This is a genomic window from Pelagovum pacificum (assembly GCF_016134045.1).
Classification (GTDB): domain Bacteria; phylum Pseudomonadota; class Alphaproteobacteria; order Rhodobacterales; family Rhodobacteraceae; genus Oceanicola; species Oceanicola pacificus_A.
This window is the reverse complement of sequence record NZ_CP065915.1, coordinates 2,859,623-2,876,645: the sequence shown is the minus strand read 5'-3', so window position 1 is coordinate 2,876,645 and position 17,023 is coordinate 2,859,623. Positions and strand designations below refer to the sequence as shown.

The 17,023-nt window shown below is 68.0% G+C and carries 18 protein-coding genes; 13 read left to right on the top strand and 5 right to left on the bottom strand.

The window, feature by feature from the left end; all coding sequences use genetic code 11:
* The first annotated feature begins 59 nt into the window (after positions 1–59).
* The 10 genes from I8N54_RS14075 (at position 60) to I8N54_RS14030 (ending at position 11,041) form a co-directional block, all read left to right on the top strand.
* Positions 60–1,091, top strand: a complete 1,032-nt coding sequence (locus tag I8N54_RS14075) for an NAD(P)-dependent alcohol dehydrogenase (RefSeq protein WP_140197438.1) — start codon at positions 60–62, stop codon at positions 1,089–1,091.
* 148 nt (positions 1,092–1,239) lie between these two features.
* Positions 1,240–2,229 (top strand): cytochrome c oxidase subunit II, encoded by a 990-nt coding sequence (coxB, locus tag I8N54_RS14070; protein WP_140197439.1) that lies wholly within the window; start codon positions 1,240–1,242, stop codon positions 2,227–2,229.
* A complete protein-coding gene (gene ctaD / locus I8N54_RS14065; protein ID WP_140197440.1) occupies positions 2,226–4,820 on the top strand; it encodes a cytochrome c oxidase subunit I in 2,595 nt (864 codons plus the stop codon). Before coxB ends, ctaD begins: the two co-directional genes overlap by 4 nt.
* Positions 4,817–5,221: a hypothetical protein gene (locus I8N54_RS14060; protein ID WP_140197441.1), complete on the top strand. Its 405-nt coding sequence runs from the start codon at positions 4,817–4,819 to the stop codon at positions 5,219–5,221. The genes ctaD and I8N54_RS14060 overlap by 4 nt, the downstream gene beginning before the upstream one ends.
* The gene (locus tag I8N54_RS14055; RefSeq protein ID WP_197097687.1) at positions 5,218–5,799 is read left to right on the top strand and encodes a cytochrome c oxidase assembly protein; all 582 of its coding nucleotides are present in this window, start codon (positions 5,218–5,220) and stop codon (positions 5,797–5,799) included. The genes I8N54_RS14060 and I8N54_RS14055 overlap by 4 nt, the downstream gene beginning before the upstream one ends.
* Positions 5,796–6,833, top strand: a complete 1,038-nt coding sequence (locus I8N54_RS14050) for a c-type cytochrome (protein ID WP_140197442.1) — start codon at positions 5,796–5,798, stop codon at positions 6,831–6,833. The genes I8N54_RS14055 and I8N54_RS14050 overlap by 4 nt, the downstream gene beginning before the upstream one ends.
* On the top strand, positions 6,830–7,432 hold the full coding sequence (locus I8N54_RS14045; RefSeq protein ID WP_140197443.1) for an exopolysaccharide biosynthesis protein: 603 nt from the start codon (positions 6,830–6,832) through the stop codon (positions 7,430–7,432). Before I8N54_RS14050 ends, I8N54_RS14045 begins: the two co-directional genes overlap by 4 nt.
* Positions 7,433–7,554: 122 nt before the next feature.
* Positions 7,555–7,911 (top strand): glucose dehydrogenase, encoded by a 357-nt coding sequence (locus tag I8N54_RS14040; RefSeq protein ID WP_140197444.1) that lies wholly within the window; start codon positions 7,555–7,557, stop codon positions 7,909–7,911.
* 26 nt (positions 7,912–7,937) lie between these two features.
* Positions 7,938–10,445: a pyrroloquinoline quinone-dependent dehydrogenase gene (locus I8N54_RS14035; protein ID WP_231592773.1), complete on the top strand. Its 2,508-nt coding sequence runs from the start codon at positions 7,938–7,940 to the stop codon at positions 10,443–10,445.
* 167 nt (positions 10,446–10,612) lie between these two features.
* A complete protein-coding gene (locus tag I8N54_RS14030; protein ID WP_140197445.1) occupies positions 10,613–11,041 on the top strand; it encodes a PACE efflux transporter in 429 nt (142 codons plus the stop codon).
* A 45-nt stretch (positions 11,042–11,086) separates the two neighbouring features.
* On the opposite strand, the gene I8N54_RS14025 is transcribed toward I8N54_RS14030, so the two are convergent.
* The 3 genes from I8N54_RS14025 to I8N54_RS14015 are packed head-to-tail and all read right to left on the bottom strand — an operon-like array spanning position 11,087 to position 13,142.
* Positions 11,087–11,320, bottom strand: a complete 234-nt coding sequence (locus I8N54_RS14025) for a hypothetical protein (protein ID WP_140197446.1) — start codon at positions 11,318–11,320, stop codon at positions 11,087–11,089.
* 11 nt (positions 11,321–11,331) lie between these two features.
* Positions 11,332–12,363 (bottom strand): lactonase family protein, encoded by a 1,032-nt coding sequence (locus tag I8N54_RS14020; protein WP_140197447.1) that lies wholly within the window; start codon positions 12,361–12,363, stop codon positions 11,332–11,334.
* Positions 12,360–13,142, bottom strand: coding sequence for a LamB/YcsF family protein (locus I8N54_RS14015; protein WP_140197448.1), 783 nt, complete (start codon positions 13,140–13,142; stop codon positions 12,360–12,362). The genes I8N54_RS14020 and I8N54_RS14015 overlap by 4 nt, the downstream gene beginning before the upstream one ends.
* A gap of 122 nt (positions 13,143–13,264) precedes the next feature.
* Between I8N54_RS14015 and I8N54_RS14010 the strand changes: the two genes are divergently transcribed.
* Genes I8N54_RS14010 through I8N54_RS14000 form a run of 3 tightly spaced genes read left to right on the top strand, consistent with a single transcriptional unit; the run spans position 13,265 to position 15,427 of the window.
* Positions 13,265–13,681 (top strand): acetyl-CoA carboxylase, encoded by a 417-nt coding sequence (locus I8N54_RS14010; protein ID WP_197097688.1) that lies wholly within the window; start codon positions 13,265–13,267, stop codon positions 13,679–13,681.
* Positions 13,681–15,051, top strand: coding sequence for an acetyl-CoA carboxylase biotin carboxylase subunit (gene accC, locus I8N54_RS14005; RefSeq protein WP_140197450.1), 1,371 nt, complete (start codon positions 13,681–13,683; stop codon positions 15,049–15,051). The genes I8N54_RS14010 and accC overlap by 1 nt, the downstream gene beginning before the upstream one ends.
* On the top strand, positions 15,041–15,427 hold the full coding sequence (locus I8N54_RS14000) for a biotin/lipoyl-containing protein (protein ID WP_140197451.1): 387 nt from the start codon (positions 15,041–15,043) through the stop codon (positions 15,425–15,427). Before accC ends, I8N54_RS14000 begins: the two co-directional genes overlap by 11 nt.
* On the opposite strand, the gene I8N54_RS13995 is transcribed toward I8N54_RS14000, so the two are convergent.
* Positions 15,397–16,371, bottom strand: a complete 975-nt coding sequence (locus tag I8N54_RS13995) for a 5-oxoprolinase subunit C family protein (protein ID WP_140197452.1) — start codon at positions 16,369–16,371, stop codon at positions 15,397–15,399. The two genes, I8N54_RS14000 and I8N54_RS13995, sit on opposite strands and share 31 nt — an antisense overlap.
* On the bottom strand, positions 16,368–17,021 hold the full coding sequence (gene pxpB, locus I8N54_RS13990; protein WP_140197453.1) for a 5-oxoprolinase subunit PxpB: 654 nt from the start codon (positions 17,019–17,021) through the stop codon (positions 16,368–16,370). Before pxpB ends, I8N54_RS13995 begins: the two co-directional genes overlap by 4 nt.
* Positions 17,022–17,023 lie beyond the last annotated feature (2 nt).

Below are 17,023 nucleotides of genomic sequence, written 5' to 3'. Positions count from 1 at the left end.
TGACCTTTCCGCGCCGGGGTCGCACTCCGGGGGCGACATCAAACGGGGAGGTCATGGACATGCGCGCGCTGGTACTCGAGGAGAAGGGACGTCTCGCCCTGCGGGACATCGAGATGCCGCACGAGCTCGGCCCCGACGACGTGCGTATCGCGATCCATACGGTCGGCGTCTGCGGGTCCGACGTGCACTACTACACCCACGGCAAGATCGGCCACTTCGTGGTGAACGAGCCGATGGTGCTGGGCCACGAGGCCTCCGGCACGGTGGCCGAGGTCGGCGCGAACGTCTCCCACCTCAAGCCGGGCGACCGCGTCTGCATGGAGCCGGGCATCCCCGATCCGAACAGCCGCGCCAGCAAGCTCGGCATCTACAACGTCGACCCCGCCGTGCGCTTCTGGGCGACGCCGCCGATCCACGGCTGCCTCGCGCCGGAGGTCGTGCACCCGGGGAGCTACACCTACAAACTGCCCGATCAGGTCACTTTCGCCGAGGCCGCGATGGTCGAACCCTTCGCCATCGGCATGCAGGCCTCGCTGCGCGCCGGCATCCGGCCCGGCGACATCGCCGTCGTGCTCGGCGCCGGGCCGATCGGCATGATGACCGCGCTCGCCGCGCTTGCGGGAGGCTGCGCGCAGGTGCTCGTCGTGGATTTCGCGCAACCCAAGCTCGACATCATCGGCAAGTACGACGGCATCACGACCGCCAACCTCGGCGACACCACCGCGAAGGAGGCCGTGGCGGCGCTGACCGACGGCTGGGGTGCCGATATCGTCTTCGAATGCTCCGGCGCCGCGCCGGCGGTTCTGGACGTGCCGAACCTCGCCCGGCCGGGTGGGGCGGCGGTCATGGTCGGCATGCCGGTCGAACCGGTGCCGATGGACATCGTGGGCCTGCAGGCCAAGGAACTCCGGCTCGAAACGGTTTTCCGCTATGCCAACGTGTACGACCGCGCCATCGCGCTGATCGCCTCCGGCAAGGTCGACCTCAAACCGCTGATCACCGCGACCTACGCGTTCGAGGACAGCATCACGGCCTTCGATCGCGCGGTCGAGGCGAAGCCGACGGACGTGAAGATCCAGATCGAGCTCTGACGCGGGCGTCAGGGGCGCACAACCTCAGGATGTTTCGCGCGCGAAACATTTGCCGATCAATCGGTTGGCGTAAATTTTCGGGAACCGGAGCGACCCGTCGGATGTTGGCATCACGATAAAGGATGCCGGGACGAGGGGTCGCCCCAACATGACATCAAGACGACGCGCCACGGGGCGGCTGACCACGGGGATCGCAGCACTTGCGATCTCGGGCTGTTCCGGGCCGCAGAGCGCCCTCTCGCGCGGGGGTGAGGACGCTTCTGTCCTCTTCACACTATTCATTGTCATGCTCGTCGCGGCGGTCATCCTCTGGCTGCTGCTGAACGGCGCGTTCTTCTACGTCACACGGCTTTATACCGGGTCGATGAAGGCCCGGCTGGCGAACGGCATGGTCATCGTCTGCGGTATCCTGATGCCGACGGTGCTGATCGGCATCCTGCTCGCGTGGGGCCTGTCGATCCTTCCCGACCAGCGGCAGGAGGGGGACGGGCTGACCGTCCGCGTCCGGGGTGAGCAATGGTGGTGGCGCATCGAATACTGGCCCGAGGGCGCGGAAGAGCCGATCATCGCCGCCAACGAGATCCGAATGCCGGTCGGTGAGCGGGTCGAGTTCCTGCTCGACAGCGACCGGGTGATCCACTCGTTCTGGATCCCCTCGCTCGGTGGCAAGATGGACATGTTCCCCGGCCGCGAGACCCGGATGTCGCTCCGCGCCGAACTGCCCGGAACCTACCGCGGCCAGTGCGCAGAGTTCTGCGGCGCAAGCCACGCCTGGATGGCGTTCGAGGCCGTGGCGATGGAGCCTGACGATTTCGACGCCTGGCTCGAGGCCGAGCAGGGCGACGCGGTGGCCGAGGCGGCGACGCTTCCCGGTGCCGCGATCTTCGACCGCGAGGGCTGCGGCGCCTGTCACCAGGTGCGCGGGACGGAGCATGTCGGTCAGGTCGGCCCGGACCTCACCCACGTGGGCACCCGCCAGACCATCGGCGCCGGCCGCATGGGGGCCTCGCTCGAGAACATGGACCTCTGGGTGCGCCATACCGGCGACCTGAAGCCGGAGGTCGACATGCCGTCCTACGACTATCTCTCGGACGAGGACGCGCAGGCGCTCGCCGAATACCTGGTGGCCCTCGAATGACTGATCGCGAAGAAACCCCGCCCCCCTCCGGCAAGGAACCCGACCAGCGCGCGCCCGTCGGACCCTACCCGCCGACCGAGGCGATGCTGGCCGAACCGGTCGATCCCGCCCTTTCTGCTGCACAGACGGCGCGGCTGAAGAAGGCGTGGGAGACGCCGAAGGGCTGGCGTTACTGGTCGGCAGTGAACAACACCGAGGTCGGCGTCTGGTACTCGCTCACCGCGCTCTGCTTCATGCTGCTGGCGGGGCTGATGGCGCTGCTGATCCGCCTGCAACTCGCGGTGCCGGAGAATGACCTCGTCTCGGCGGACCGCTTCAACCAGCTGTTCACCATGCACGGCTCGGCGATGATGTTCCTCTTCGCCGTTCCGATCTTCGAAGCGATCTCGATCCTGATCCTGCCGGCGCTGCTCGGTGCGCGGGACATGCCGTTCCCGAGGCTCTCGGCCTTCGGCTACTGGTGCTTCCTGATCGGCGGCATCTTCGTCATTTCCTCGATCTTCTTCGACATCGCGCCGCGCGCGGGCTGGTTCATGTATCCGCCCCTCGCGACCGAGGACCCGGGGCCGGGTAGCGATATCTGGCTTCTCGGGCTGTCCTTCATCGAGGTCGCCTCGATCGCCGCGGCGGTCGAGCTGATCGTCGGCTCGCTCAAGTGTCGCCCGCCGGGGATGCGGGTGAACATCATGCCGCTTTACGCATGGTACGTGATGGTCGTGGGCGGCATGATCCTGTTCGCCTTCCCGCCGCTGATCGCGGGCGACTTCCTGTTCGAACTCGAACGCTCGCTCGACTGGCCGTTCTTCGATCCGACGCGGGGCGGCGACCCGATGCTGTGGCAGCACCTCTTCTGGATTTTCGGCCACCCCGAGGTCTACATCGTCTTCCTGCCTTCGATTGCCATCGCGGCGATGGTGGTGCCGACCGTCGCGCGGCGTCCGATCCTGGGCTATTCGTGGATCGTGCTGTCCGCCGTCGGCACCGGCTTCCTGAGCTTCGGGCTCTGGGTCCACCACATGTTCACGACGGGCTTGCCGAACATCTCGCTCGGCTTCTTCTCGGCGGCGTCGCAGGCGGTGGTGATCCCGACGGGCATCCAGATCTTCGCCTTCCTCGCCACGCTGATGGTGGGCCGGGTGAAGGTGAACCTGCCGATGCTCTGGATCGCGGGCGGCCTCGCCATCTTCACGGCGGGCGGCCTGACGGGTGTGATGCTCGCCATCGCGCCGTTCGATTTCCAGGCGCACGACAGCTACTTCGTCGTTGCGCACCTGCACTACACGCTGTTCGGCGGCATGGTCTTCCCGATCATCGCGGGGGTCTATTACTTCTTCCCCTTCATCCGGAAGAAGATGCTGTCGGAGAAGCTCGGCAAATGGGCCTTCTGGCTGATCTTCATCGGCTTCAACATGACCTTCCTGCCGATGCACCTGACCGGCCTGCTCGGCATGCCGCGCCGGATCTATGCCTATCCCGGCGGGCTCGGCTGGGACTGGCTGAACATGCTGTCGACCGTGGCCTCCTTCGTCATCGCGGCGGGCTTCGCGGTCTTCGTCTTCGACCTGATCCGGCCCAAGACGAAGCAGCCTCAGATCCCGCGCAACCCGTGGGGCGGCGGCACGCTGGAATGGAGCCACGACGTCCCGGAAGAGGCGTGGGGCGTGCGATCGATCCCGCACATCACCTCGCGCTACCCGCTGTGGGACCAGCCCAAGCTGGTCGAGCGGATGGACGCGGGCCGCTACTACCTGCCCGACGCGAGCGAAGAGACGCGCGAGACGATCATCACCAGCGTGATCGACGCGGAACCGCTCTATATCCAGACAGTCACCGGCCCGACGTGGAAGACTCTGTGGGCCGCGGGCTTCACCGGCGGCTGCTTCATCTTCCCCACCTTCGGCTTCTATGAGCCGGCGGTCGCCTGCGGCATCATCGCGGCCTGCTTCATCATCTGGTGGCTCTGGTCCGATACGGCGTGGCCGCCGAAGGAAGAGATGAAGGATGCCGGCCTCGGCCTCCGGCTGCCGACCTACGCGTCGGGGCCGAAATCGGTCGGCTGGTGGGCGATGTGGATCACCATGCTCGGCGATGCCACGGCCTTTTCCAGCGTGATTTTCGGCTTCTTCTTCTACTGGACCGCGAAGGAGGACTTCCCGCCCGAGGGTGCGGCGGGCCCGACCGGGTGGCTGGTGCTGCTCGCGGTTGTCGGTATCCTTGCCGGCTGGGCGCTGAGCCTGCTGGCCCGTAACCGCAACCGCGCCGGCGACCTGTCGACCACGCGCATCGCGCTCGGCGTCGCGGCGGTGGCGACGGCGATCGGCGGCGCGTCGCTCGTCTTCTCCGTGCTGCACCTCGACGGCAAGGAACACGTCTACCCTGCCGTGATGAGCGCGATCACCATCTGGATCGTCGCGCACGCTGCCGTTGCAGTGGTGATGCAGCTCTACTGTTTGGCGGGGAGTGTCTTCGGCAAGATGACCCCGCGCCATGACGCCGACATCTGGAACGTCACGCTGTTCCTGCACTTCCACGCGATCTCGGTTCTCGTCGCCGGCGGCGTGATGGGCCTCGCGCCGATGGTGCTGTCATGACCGAGGAACGCCAGCCCCGCCGCGACGAGGAGCGCGCCGAGTTCCGCGAGGAGGCCGAGAGCCTGATCCGCATCACCGCCGCGCCGGTGATCTGGGCGGCGCATTTCCTCGTCTGCTACTGCACCATCGCCATCGCCTGCGAGAAGGCGGGCGGCACCGATGGCGTGCGCCTCGCGCTGATCCTCATGTCGGTGGTGGCGCTGGCCAGCATCGCGTGGGTCGGTTTCCGGTCGTTCCGGCAGTGGGACGTGACCAACACCGGCGACTTCTCCAACCCCGAGGGCGAGGCGGAAGACCGGCACCAGTTCCTCGGGCACGCGGCGTTCCTGCTGGCCATCATCAGTTTCATCGGCGTGGTCTACGTGACGATGCCGCTCGTGCTGCTGCGAGGCTGCACATGAGCGTTCGGCCCGGCTTCCTGATGATCGGCATCATGCTGCTGGCGATGGTCTGGCTGCTGCCGATGGAGACGTGGTGGCCCGGCTTCCCGGTCCACATGATCCGTCACATGGCTCTGGTCGCGATCGTCGCGCCGCTGCTGGTGCTCGGCCTGCCGAAGGTCAGCGCGCTGCTGGCCATTGCGCCGCTGATGGCGGCGGTGCTCGAGTTCGCGGTCGTCTGGGGCTGGCACCTGCCGCGCCTGCACGGCGCCGCCCGGACGGAAAATGCGGCCTTCGTCGCCGAACAGGCGAGTTTTCTCGTCGTCGGTCTGCTGGTCTGGGCCGGGTGCCTTCGGGCGACGCATCCGCTCGCCGGGGCAGGGGGGCTGTTGCTGACGTCGATGCACATGACGTTGCTCGGCGCCTTGCTGATCCTCGCGCCGCGTGACCTCTACTATGCCTTCTGCGGCACGGAGCCGAACGTCTCCGCGCAGCAGTTCGGCGGCATGATCATGCTGGCGGTCGGCACGCCGGTCTATCTTGTGGCGGGGCTCTGGCTGACCTCGCGCGCCCTGTCGGAGGAGGAGGCCACGGCATGAAGATGGTCCTGCGCACCCTTGGCGTGCTCGCCCTGCTCGGCGCCATCGGCGGCGGCGCCGTCGTGGGCTTCGGCCTCTACAACGTGTCCGCGCAGGTGGGGCACTGGCCGGGCGTCAGCTGGGTGCTGCACTCGACCTTCCGCAACTCCGTCGGGCTGCGGGCGATGCCCGAGGACGAGGTGCCGGACAACCTGTCCGATCCGGCGATGATCGAACTCGGCGCGCGGCACTATGACAGTGCCTGCGCCGACTGCCACTCCGTCCCCGGAGAAGAGCGTACAGCGACAATGCGCGCGATGCTGCCCGCGCCGCCCCACATCTACGACGCGGTCGAAGATTGGGAGCCGAACGAGCTTCACTGGATCGTCTACAACGGCATCAAGATGAGCGGCATGCCCGCCTGGCCCGGCGTCGGCCGGGAAGAGGAAGTCTGGCCCGTCGTGGCCTACCTTGTCGCCGTGCAAGAGGGCATCGAGCCCGAGGCACAGCGCGCCCTGACCGAAGTCGGCGAGGACGGACCGGCCGGGGCCGGCTATTGCGCGGGCTGCCACATCGACGTCGACAGCCACGTGCCGCGCCTCGACATCCTGTCGGCGGACTACATCGCGGCGGAGCTTCAGGCCTACCACGCGGGCGACCGCGAAAGCGGGATCATGGAGCAGGCCGCGACGGACGTGCCGCAGACCGCCCACCTCGATCTCGCCGAGTATTTCGCGCAGACGCCGATCGAGCGCCCGGCGGGCGAAGGCTCCGCCGAGGGAGAGACGCTCGCCACGCGCGGCAGCAACGATGTGCCCGCCTGCACGGCCTGCCACGGACCCGGCCAGACGGAGGCGCAGCGCTTCCCGTCGCTCTCGGGACAGGACGAAGCTTACCTCGCGACGCAGCTCCGCCTCTGGCGGGACGGCGGAAGGACCGGGTCGGAGAAGATGACCATCGCCGCCGAGGAGCTGACGGACGAGGAGATCGACGCGCTCGCCGCGTGGTTCGCCAGCTTGGAACCGGCGGAAGGCGACGAGGTTTCGCAAGAATGAAAACGCCAGATCAAGCGAACGACGGTGCCATCGATTCCGTACGGGGCGTCGTCGACAGCCTCGAGCGGGCGGCGACCGGCGAAAAGACCAGTATGCGCGAAGTGGTCGAAAGCCTCGGCGAGGCCTCTTTCGTGCCCGTGCTGATGGCGCCCGCGCTGGCGGTTGTCACCCCGTTGTCCGGCATCCCGCTGTTCTCGTCGCTCTGTGGCCTGCTGATCGCGCTCGTCTCGGTGCAAATGTTGCTGAACCGCGATCACCTGTGGCTGCCGGACTGGTTGATGCGCCGCACGGTCGAGACCGAGAAGCTCACCAAGGGCATCGGCTACATGAAGAAGCCGGCGGATTTCCTCGACCGCTGGACGAAGGAACGGCTGTCGTTCCTGGTGAAGAAGCCGTTCAACTGGATCACCGAGCTTGCCTGTCTGATCTGCGGATCGGTCATGCCGCTGCTGGAATTCGTGCCCTTCTCGTCGTCCATCATCGGCGCGGCGGTGGTCCTGTTCTCGCTCTCGTTGCTGGTTCGGGACGGGTTGTTCGCGCTGTTCGCATTCTTCTTTATCGCTGGCGGGATCACCCTCATCATCCGTCTCGTCGGATAAACGGACCTTTCCGCAAGACTTTCTGTCGCAGGACGGAACGGTTCCCTGACCTCTCCGTTAAGTCATCGGACACTCCGTGGAACCGGCGGAGTGCCGCCGATGTCCGAATTCAAGAGGCGCCCATGACTGACATTACCTCCCACTCAACCCGAGGCGGCGGCTGGGCCGTCACGCTGCTCGGGTGGATCTGCATCCTGCTCGGCGCAATCATCTTCGCGCTTGGCGTCTGGCTCATCGCGCTTGGTGGCAGCTGGTACTATGGCCTCGCCGGGGCTGGCCTCGTCGTGACGGGCGTTCTGTTGAACATGCGCAGCATGGCTGCGGTCTGGGTCTTCCTGCTGACGTGGGGCGGCACCGTGGTCTGGGCGTTCTGGGAAGTCGGCATGGACTGGTGGGCACAGCTGCCCCGCCTCGTCGCGCCGACCCTGATCCTGGTGCTCGTGCTGCTCTGCATTCCCGCACTCGCCCGCCGCCGCTGAACATTCCCGAACTGAAAGTCACGCCGATGTCCTATCGCTCAGTATCGATGATCGCCCTCGTCGCCACGCTCGCCGCTCCGCCGGCGGTGCTGATGGCGCAGGACGAACCCGCCGACGACACAACAACAGAAGCCCCCGCGACCGACGCCGCGCCTGACACGGACGAGGTCGCGCCCGACGCCGCCACCGAGGACGCGCCCGCCGCCGAGGCGGTCGAACCCACCGAAGACGCGGCCGAGCCGCTCGAGGAGGTCGTCGACGACGAAGAGGCCCCCGAGACCGAAGCCACGGAAACCGACGCGGCCGAGAGCGACGCGGTGACCGAGGACGCTCCGGAAGCGGACGCCGCGACCGAAGATGCTCCCGAGGCCGAAGACGACGCTGCACCGGAGGCCGAAGAACCCGCCGCCGCAGAGGCCGAGGAGCCCGCTGAAGACGCGGCGCCCGAAGCCGAAGAGCCGGCAGCCGAAATGGACTCCGCGCCTGAGGCCGAAGACGAACCCGAAGCCGAAGACGCAACGGAAGCAGACGCTTCCGAAGAGGCTGCAACCGAAGACTCCACAGCCGAAGATGCCGATACCGCCGAGGCGCCGGAGGAGGCCGATGCGGCACCCGACGCGTCCATGGCGTCGGTTCTGCCCGATGTCGGTGCTGACTGGCCGTTCTACGGTGGCGATGCCGCTGCGACCCGCTTCTCGCCGCTCGACCAGATCACCGCCGAGAACGTCGGCGAGCTCGAGCAGGCCTTCGTCTTCCGCACCGGCGACATGCCGAGCGAAGCCGCCGACGGCAAGTATGCCGCCGAGACGACTCCGCTGAAGCTCGGCAACGACCTGCTGCTCTGCTCCGCGAAGAACATCCTGATTTCCATCGACGGCGCCACTGGCGAGGAAAACTGGCGCTTCGATCCCGGCGTGCCGGACGAGGCGATCCCCTATTCCGCGTCCTGCCGGGGCGTGACCGCCTACACCAACCCCGAGGCCGCCGAGGGTGACATCTGTGCCACCCGCGTGATCGAGGGAACGCTCGATGCGAAACTCGTCGCGGTCGACGCCGCCACCGGCGCGCCGTGCGAGGACTTCGGCGAGAATGGCACCGTCGACCTCTGGCAGGACATCGGCGAACGCGTTCCCGGCTGGTATGCCGTGACCGCGCCGCCCGTCGTCGTGAACGGCGTGCTCATCACTGGCGCGCAGGTGAAGGACGGGCAGGCCGAGGATGCGCCATCCGGCGTGATCCGGGGCTACGACGTGCTGACCGGCGAATTCCAGTGGGCCTGGGACCTCGCCAACCCGGACAATTCCGACGGCCCGGCCGAGGGCGAAGTCTACACGCGCGGTACGCCGAACATGTGGACCGCAGCCGTGGGCGATGAAGAGCTCGACATGGTCTACCTGCCGATGGGCAACTCTTCGGTCGACTATTACGGCTCCAACCGGACCGAGGCCGAGAACGAGTTTGCCACGTCGCTGGTCGCGCTGAACGCGGCCACGGGCGAGGTGGAGTGGAGCTTCCAGACCGTGCGCCACGACGTCTGGGACTACGACCTCGGCAGCCAGTCGACGCTGATCGACTATCAGGGAACGCCGGCGATCATTCTGCCGTCCAAGCAGGGCGACATCTACATCCTCGACCGCGCGACGGGTGAACCTCTGACGCCGGTGGACGAAGTGGAGGCCCCCTCGCTCGGCGAGATCGAGCCGGACTTCATCTCCGAGACGCAGCCGGTTTCCGCATGGCACACGCTGCGGATGGAGCCGCTCGAGGAGCGGGACGCCTGGGGCTTCACGCCGATCGACCAGCTCTGGTGCCGCATCCAGTTCCGCCGCGCGAACTACGACGGCTACCTGACGCCGCCGTCCTCCGACCAGCCGTGGATCCAGTACCCCGGCTACAACGGCGGGTCCGACTGGGGTTCCGTCGCGGTCGATCCCGAGCGCGGGCTCATCATCGCCAACTACAACGATGTGCCGAACTACAACCGGCTGGTGCCGCGGGACGAAGTGACGTCCGTTCCGATCAACGAGCAGCAGGCAGGTGAAGGCAGCGCGGGTGCCGAAGGGGCCGCCGATCCGCAGGCCGGATCGCCCTACGGCATCAACGTGAACGCCGGCTGGCGGAACGAGTACACCGGCATGCCCTGCGTGCGTCCTCCCTACGGTGGCATCCGCGCGATCGACATCGAAACGGGCGAGACCGTCTGGGACCGTCCGCTCGGCACAGCGCGCCGCAACGGCCCGTTCGGCATCCCGTCCTACATGCCGTTCAACATCGGCACGCCGAACAACGGTGGCGCGGTCATCACCGCCGGTGGCCTCGTCTTCATCGGCGCCGCGACGGACAACCTGATCCGTGCCATCGACATCGAGACGGGTGAGACGGTCTGGTCCGACGTGCTGCCCGCAGGCGGGCAGGCCAACCCGATCACCTACGAGATCGACGGCCGCCAGTACGTGATGATCGCCGCGACGGGGCATCACTTCATGGAGACGCCGATCGGCGACTACATGGTGGCTTACGCCCTGCCGGAATGATCGGCCAAGCCTGACGTCAAAGCGCCCCCGGAGCGATCCGGGGGCGTTTTGTCTTGTGCGGACTTGCCCCCGTCGGGTGCCTGTCCCATATGGCCCAGAAGCGAGGACGACCTCCCCATCATGGACCAGAGGCCGGGACGACCCGGCAGCCAACGTGAGGTCGCCGCATGCGCTCCCCCCTCGACCGTCTTCGTCATGCCCTCAGTTTCGAGCTGATCGCGCTCATCCTCGTCGTGCCGCTTGGCGCTGTGGTCTTTGACATGCCGGTCCATGACATCGGTGTCGTCGGGGTCGTCAGCGCGACGCTCGCGACGGTCTGGAACCTCGCCTACAATTTCGGCTTCGACATCGTGCTGAAGAGCCTGACGGGCACCACGCTGAAGAGCCCGCGCGTCCGCGTCGCACATGCCCTGCTGTTCGAGCTGGGATTGCTGCTCGTGCTGATGCCCTTCATCGCCTGGTATCTCGGCGTGACGCTGTGGCAGGCGCTGGTGATGGATGTGTCGTTTGCGCTGTTCTACGTGGTCTACGCGTTCGGCTTCAACTGGCTCTACGACCGTCTTTTCCCGCTGCCGGAATGGCAGCAGGCGACCTGAGCGATGCCTCCGGCGGGAGTATTTCGGGCCAGATGAGGGAGCGGCTCAGCCGGTGAAGGCGTGGCGCATCTCGGCACGCTCTTCCTCGAACGTGCCGGTGAAGGGCGCGCGGCCTGCGCGGGAATACCAGTAGGCGGCGTTGCCCTGATCGCCTTCCACCCGGTGGATGTGAGCGTGCAGCCACGCGCCGTCCTTGCTGTCGTCGTCCTGCGCGATGTCGTGGGCTCCGTCCCAGTCCCCGGCGTCGAGGCGGTCGATGGCGTCGATGAGAGTCGGCATGGCGGGTCCTTTCAGAACAGGATGCAGGAAGGGGTCGGCACAGCAACGTCTCCGCCGATGCGGGTCAGGGTGCCTTTGTCGGGATCGCGGGCGAAGAAGGTCAGAGCGGAGCTGTCCTGATTGGCGACGATCAGCAGGCTGCCTGTCGGGGCGATCACCATGTCGCGCGGCGTGCGGCCGCCGACCTCCGTGCGGGCGACGACCTCCGGCAGGCCGGGACCGGTGGCGAGCACCGCGACCTCGCGCTGGCGGCGCCCGGCCACGTAGAGGAACTTACCATCCTCGCTGAGCCGGATCGCGGAGATCGCTCCTTCGACATCGCATGGGCCGAACGGCTCAACCGTGCCCGCGGCGGTCCAGCCGTCGCCGTCGCGGGTGTAGATCCGCAAGGTCTCGTCCAGCTCGCAGGCGACCGTCAGGCGGGCACCCTCGCCTTCGACCGTGAAATGTCGCGGGCCGCAGCCGGGGGGCAGGGCGATGCTGCCGACGTAGCTCGCCGCCGGATCGGTCGCGGGATCGCCCAGCCGGTAATGGTGAATCGCGTCGGAGCCGAGATCGGCAACGAGGAAACCGTCTCCGCCATCTATGAAGGCGCAGAAGTGGGCGTGCGGCCCGTCCTGCCGGTCGCGGTTCGGGCCGGAGCCCTCCTGCCGCAGCGACTGTCGCTGGCGCGGCAGACCGTCGCCCGCCACCTGCCAGAGCGCGAAGGACCCGTCGCCGTAGTGGCAGCTCACCGCGAGCGGGTGATGCGGGTGGACGCCGATGTGGCAGGCCTGCATTCCCGGCAGTGGCGCCGTGCCGGTCGGGGTCAGCGCGTTTCCGGTGGCGGAGAAGGCGTGGATTTTCGGCGCGTCCTCCAGCAGCCGTTCCTCGACCGCGATCAGGTGCGTGCGCTCCGGCGTCCAGGTGATCCACGAGGGTTCATCGGCGGGCGCGGCGAGCGTGACAGTTGCGGAGGCGAGGTCGTCGGTGTCGGCCTCGACGCGGAAAATGCCCCCGTCGGGGGCCTTGGAATAGCTGCCCACAAGGAAATCGAGTTTCATGCGCGCGCTCCCTCGATGAAGCTCTTGACCGCGATCCCGGCTGCCTCGAGCCCCTCGCGGACCCCGGCCGCGATGGCGACCGCGGTCGGCGTGTCGCTGTGGACGCAGATCGAGTCGATCGGCGTCTCGAGCCGCTGGCCCGAGACCGTCTCGATCGCGCCGTTCCTGACCATGCGTACCGCGCGGGCGGCGGCGGCCTCGGCATCGTGGATCACCGCGCCGGGCTCGGAGCGGGAGACCAGCAGCCCCTCCTCGGTATAGGCGCGGTCGGCGAAGATCTCGGACGCGACGGTGAGCCCGGCCTCGCGGGCGGAGACATCCTGCGCCCCCATTGCGATCGACAGCGAGACGAGCGAGCGGTCGACACCGAGGATTGCGCGGGTCACGGCGTCGCCGATCTTGCGATCCGCGCCGGCCATGTTGCCGAGCGCACCGTGCGGTTTGACGTAGGTGATCTCATGTCCCGCGTAGGACGCTAGCGCCTGCGCCGCGCCGATCTGGTAGGCGACGAGGCGTTCGATCTCGCCCGGCGTGTAGGGCATCGGGCGGCGGCCGAAGCCCCAGAGGTCCGGAAAGCCCGGATGCGCGCCGATGGCGACGCCGTTCTCCTTGGCCATGCGGAAGGTCTCGACCATGATCTCCGGGTCACCGGCATGCAGGCCGCAGGCGACGTTGGCGGAGCTCACGATCTTCAGGATCGCGGCGTCGTCGCCCTTCTTCCAGGTGCCAAAGCCTTCGCCCATGTCGGAGTTGAGGTCGACGCTCAGGGTTCTGCTCATGGGGTCCTCCGTCTTGGGGCAGGGCGTTCGGGCGCAGCAGACCACATCGGGATGCCGGGCGGAAGGGTGCCTTGCGGAGCCCGCCGGTCAGGGACAGGATGGCGCGGATAACGGAGTGTCTCATGGATCGTGACTTCATCGACGGGCTGATCGCGCTGATGAAACGGCAGGGCCTGTCGGAACTGGAATACGAGGCGGAGGGCGAGCGCATCCGGCTCGTCCTCGGCGGGGCGACCGCGTCCGTGCCTGCCACCACGTCGCCGGTCGAGGCGGCTGCGCCCGAGGCCCCCGCGTCGTCGGGGATCGAAGTGCGCGCGGCGATGCCCGGCTGCTTCTATCGTGCGCCCTCGCCGGAGGAGCCGGCTTTTGTCGAGGAGGGCAGCAAGGTCGAGGCGGGGCAGACGCTCGGGCTGCTCGAGGCGATGAAGATGTTCACCGAAGTGGAAACCGAGCAGGCCGGTGTGGTCGAAACGATCCACGTGGAGAACGGCAAGATGGTCGCCAAGGGTGACCTGCTGTTCACGCTCGGGGCGGGCTGATGGTCTCCACCGTTCTGATCGCGAACCGGGGTGAGATCGCCCTGCGTATCCTGCGGGCCTGCCGGGAACTGGGGCTGTCGACGGTCGCTGTACACTCGGAAGCGGATGCGTCGCTCAGGCATGTCGCGCTGGCGGATCGGTCGCTCTGCATCGGGCCTGCGGCCTCGGCGGAGAGCTACCTGTCCATTCCACGCCTCATCCGGGCGGCGGAGCTGACCGGGGCGGACGCGATCCATCCGGGTTACGGTTTCCTGTCGGAAAACGCGGACTTCGCCGAGGCGGTGGAGCGGGCGGGGCTGACCTTCATCGGTCCGCCGTCGGGCGTGATCCGCACGATGGGCGACAAGGTCGCCGCGAAACGCGCGATGACGGAGGCCGGGGTTCCCTGCGTGCCGGGCTCCGACGGGGCGTTGCCGAAGGACCCGGACGAGATCGCGCGGATCGGGGAGGACATCGGCTTTCCCCTGATCGTGAAGGCCGCCGGTGGCGGTGGCGGACGTGGCATGCGGATCGTGCGCTCCGCCGGTGATCTGGCCGGGGCGGTGTCGACCACGCGGGCGGAGGCCGGCCGCGCCTTCGGCAACCCGGAGGTCTATGCCGAGCGCTTCCTCGAACATCCGCGCCATGTCGAGATACAGGTGCTGGCCGATACCCACGGCAACGCCGTCTGGCTGGGCGAGCGGGACTGCTCCATGCAGCGCCGCCACCAGAAGGTGATCGAGGAGGCCCCCGCGCCCGGCATCCCGCGCGAGGTCGTGGCGGAGATCGGCGAGCGCTGCGCCGCCGCCTGCCGCGAAATCGGCTATGTCGGGGCGGGCACGTTCGAGTTCCTCTACGAGGACGGCGACTTCTTCTTCATCGAGATGAACACCCGGGTGCAGGTCGAACATCCCGTGACCGAGATGGTGAGCGGCGTCGACATCGTCGCCGAGGGCATCCGGGTCGCGCAGGGCCATCCGCTGCCATTCGAGCAGGGCGACATCACCTTCGACGGCCACGCGGTGGAGTGCCGGATCAATGCCGAGGACCCGCGCAGTTTCGCCCCCGCGCCGGGCGTTGCGGACCAATGGGTGCCGCCGGGCGGGCCGGGCATCCGGGTCGAAAGCCATCTGTACCCCGGCTACGAAGTGCCGCCGCATTACGACTCTCTGGTCGCCAAGGTGATCGCGCACGGCCGCGACCGGGCGGAAGCAATCGCGCGGATGAAGGGCGTGTTGGCGGAGCTCGACAGCGGGGAGCTGGTGACGAACGCCGCCTTGCAGATGCGGCTGATGGACGAGCCGGGCTTCGCCGAGGGGGGCTTCGACATTCATCACCTCGAGGCGATCATCGAGGCCGGGACGCTCTGGGGGACAGACGATGACGCTTGAGGAGATCGAGGCCCTGGCGGCACGCCTGTCGGATGACGGGCTTGCGGAGATCGAGCGCGAGACGGGCGGCATCCGGGTGTTGTTGAAGCGGGGCGGCGCGGTTGCCGCGCCTGCTGCGGCGCCGGTGGCCGAGGTGCCGGAGCGGACGGTCGTGAAGACGGCGGAGTTCGGCGTCCTGCGACTGGTGCATCCGCAACGGTCCGCGCCGGAGGTTTCGGTCGGCGACCGGGTCGAGGCCGGTGACTACGTGGCTTTCGTCGAAGCGGCGGGGCAGCTGGTGCCCGTCGTCGCGGAGACGAGCGGCACCGTGGCCGAGGTCCTGGGCGAGGACGGGGCGCTGGTGGGTTACGCCGCCGCCGTGGTCGCGCTCGACTGAGCGCGGATGCCGTCGAGCCACGCCATGCGCGCAGTGCGGGCTTCGAGGGCTTCGTCCACGGAACAGGTCCGGAACCGCAGCGTGCCGCCGGGGCGGAACTGTGCGAACTTCCAGAGGTCCTCGGCAATCACCACGCCGATCTTGCAATAACCGCCGCAGGTGTTGGCATCGGCGAGCTGCACGATCGGCTGTCCGGATCTGGGCACCTGTACGGTTCCGGGCAGCAGTCCGTGAGAGAACAGCTCGATATCCTCGGTTGTCGTCAGGTCGGGCCCCTCGAGGCGATAGCCCATGCGGTTCGCCTCGTTCGTGATGAGCCAGTCGGTCTCGAAGAAGGCCGAGCGCGAGTCTTCGGTGAAGTCGTCATGTTCGGCGGCGGGGATCATGCGGACCTCTGCGGTGGTCGCGCCGGATTGCCAGAAGGCAGCCACGTCATCGGGCAGCAGCGGACCGTGGCCGGAGGCGGGCAGGGCGAGGTCGCTCGCGCCGATGGGCAGCCGGTCGCCCTTGGCGAGGCCGCGCCCGTCGAGCCCACCGAACCCGGACTTGAGGTCGGTGGAGCGGGAGCCGAGCACCTCGGGCACATCGATCCCGCCTGCAATTGAGATGTAGGCGCGTGCGCCTATGTCGGTGCCGCCGAGCGTCAGCTCCTGCCCGGCCTTGACCGGCAGCACCCAGGCGGGGGGCAGGCGGCGACCGTCGAGGCTCGCCTCTGCGTCGGCGCCGGTGAGCGCGATGCAGGTGTCGGCCTCGAATCGGACGCGGAAGGGGAACATCGCTACCTCGATCGCCGCCGCGCCGGGCGGGTTGCCGAGCAGCGCGTTGCCGAGCGCGAAGGCGAGGCGGTCCATCGCACCGGCACGGCTGATGCCGAGATGCAGCAGGCCGGGACGGCCGAGGTCGTGGATGGCGTTGGCGGGGCCGCTCTTCAGGATCTCGATCACGGCAGGATGTCCTTGACGGTGAAGCGAACCCGGTCGCCGGGGTGGAACAGGCAGGGATCGTCGGCGTGCGGGTCGAAGAGGCGGACCTCGGTGAAGCCGATGACGTGCCAGCCGGACGGCGCGGTCGTCGGCATGACCCCGGCCTGCGCACCGCCGATGATGACGGAGCCCTCGTGCAGCTTGCCGCGCGGCACCTTGCGACGTCGCATCGCGAGGCGCGGATCGAGACCCGAGAGATAGCCGAACCCCGGCATCGCGCCGACGGCGGCGACCGAATAGGTCGCCTCGGAATGGAGGCGGATCGCCTCGTCGCGGGTCATGCCGGCGTGATCGGCCCAAAGGTCGAGATCCTCGGCGATCTCGCCGCCGTAGGTGACGGGGATCTCGATCTCCGCCCCGCCGGTCGTGGCTTCGGGCGCGTCGGTCCAGAGCTCCTGCAGCAGCGCTTCTGCAGCGTCGCCGGGCAGGCGGGTCGCGTCGGCCTCGATCATCAGGTTGTTCATGCCCGGCACGATCTCGGACACGCCGGGCCGGTCGCGGAGCGCGGCTGCGACGGCGAAGATGCGGGATTGCACCTGTTCGGAGAAACTGCCCCCCGCAGCGTCGAGGAGCAGCCCCTCGGCGCCCATGCGGGTGATCCGGATCGTCATGC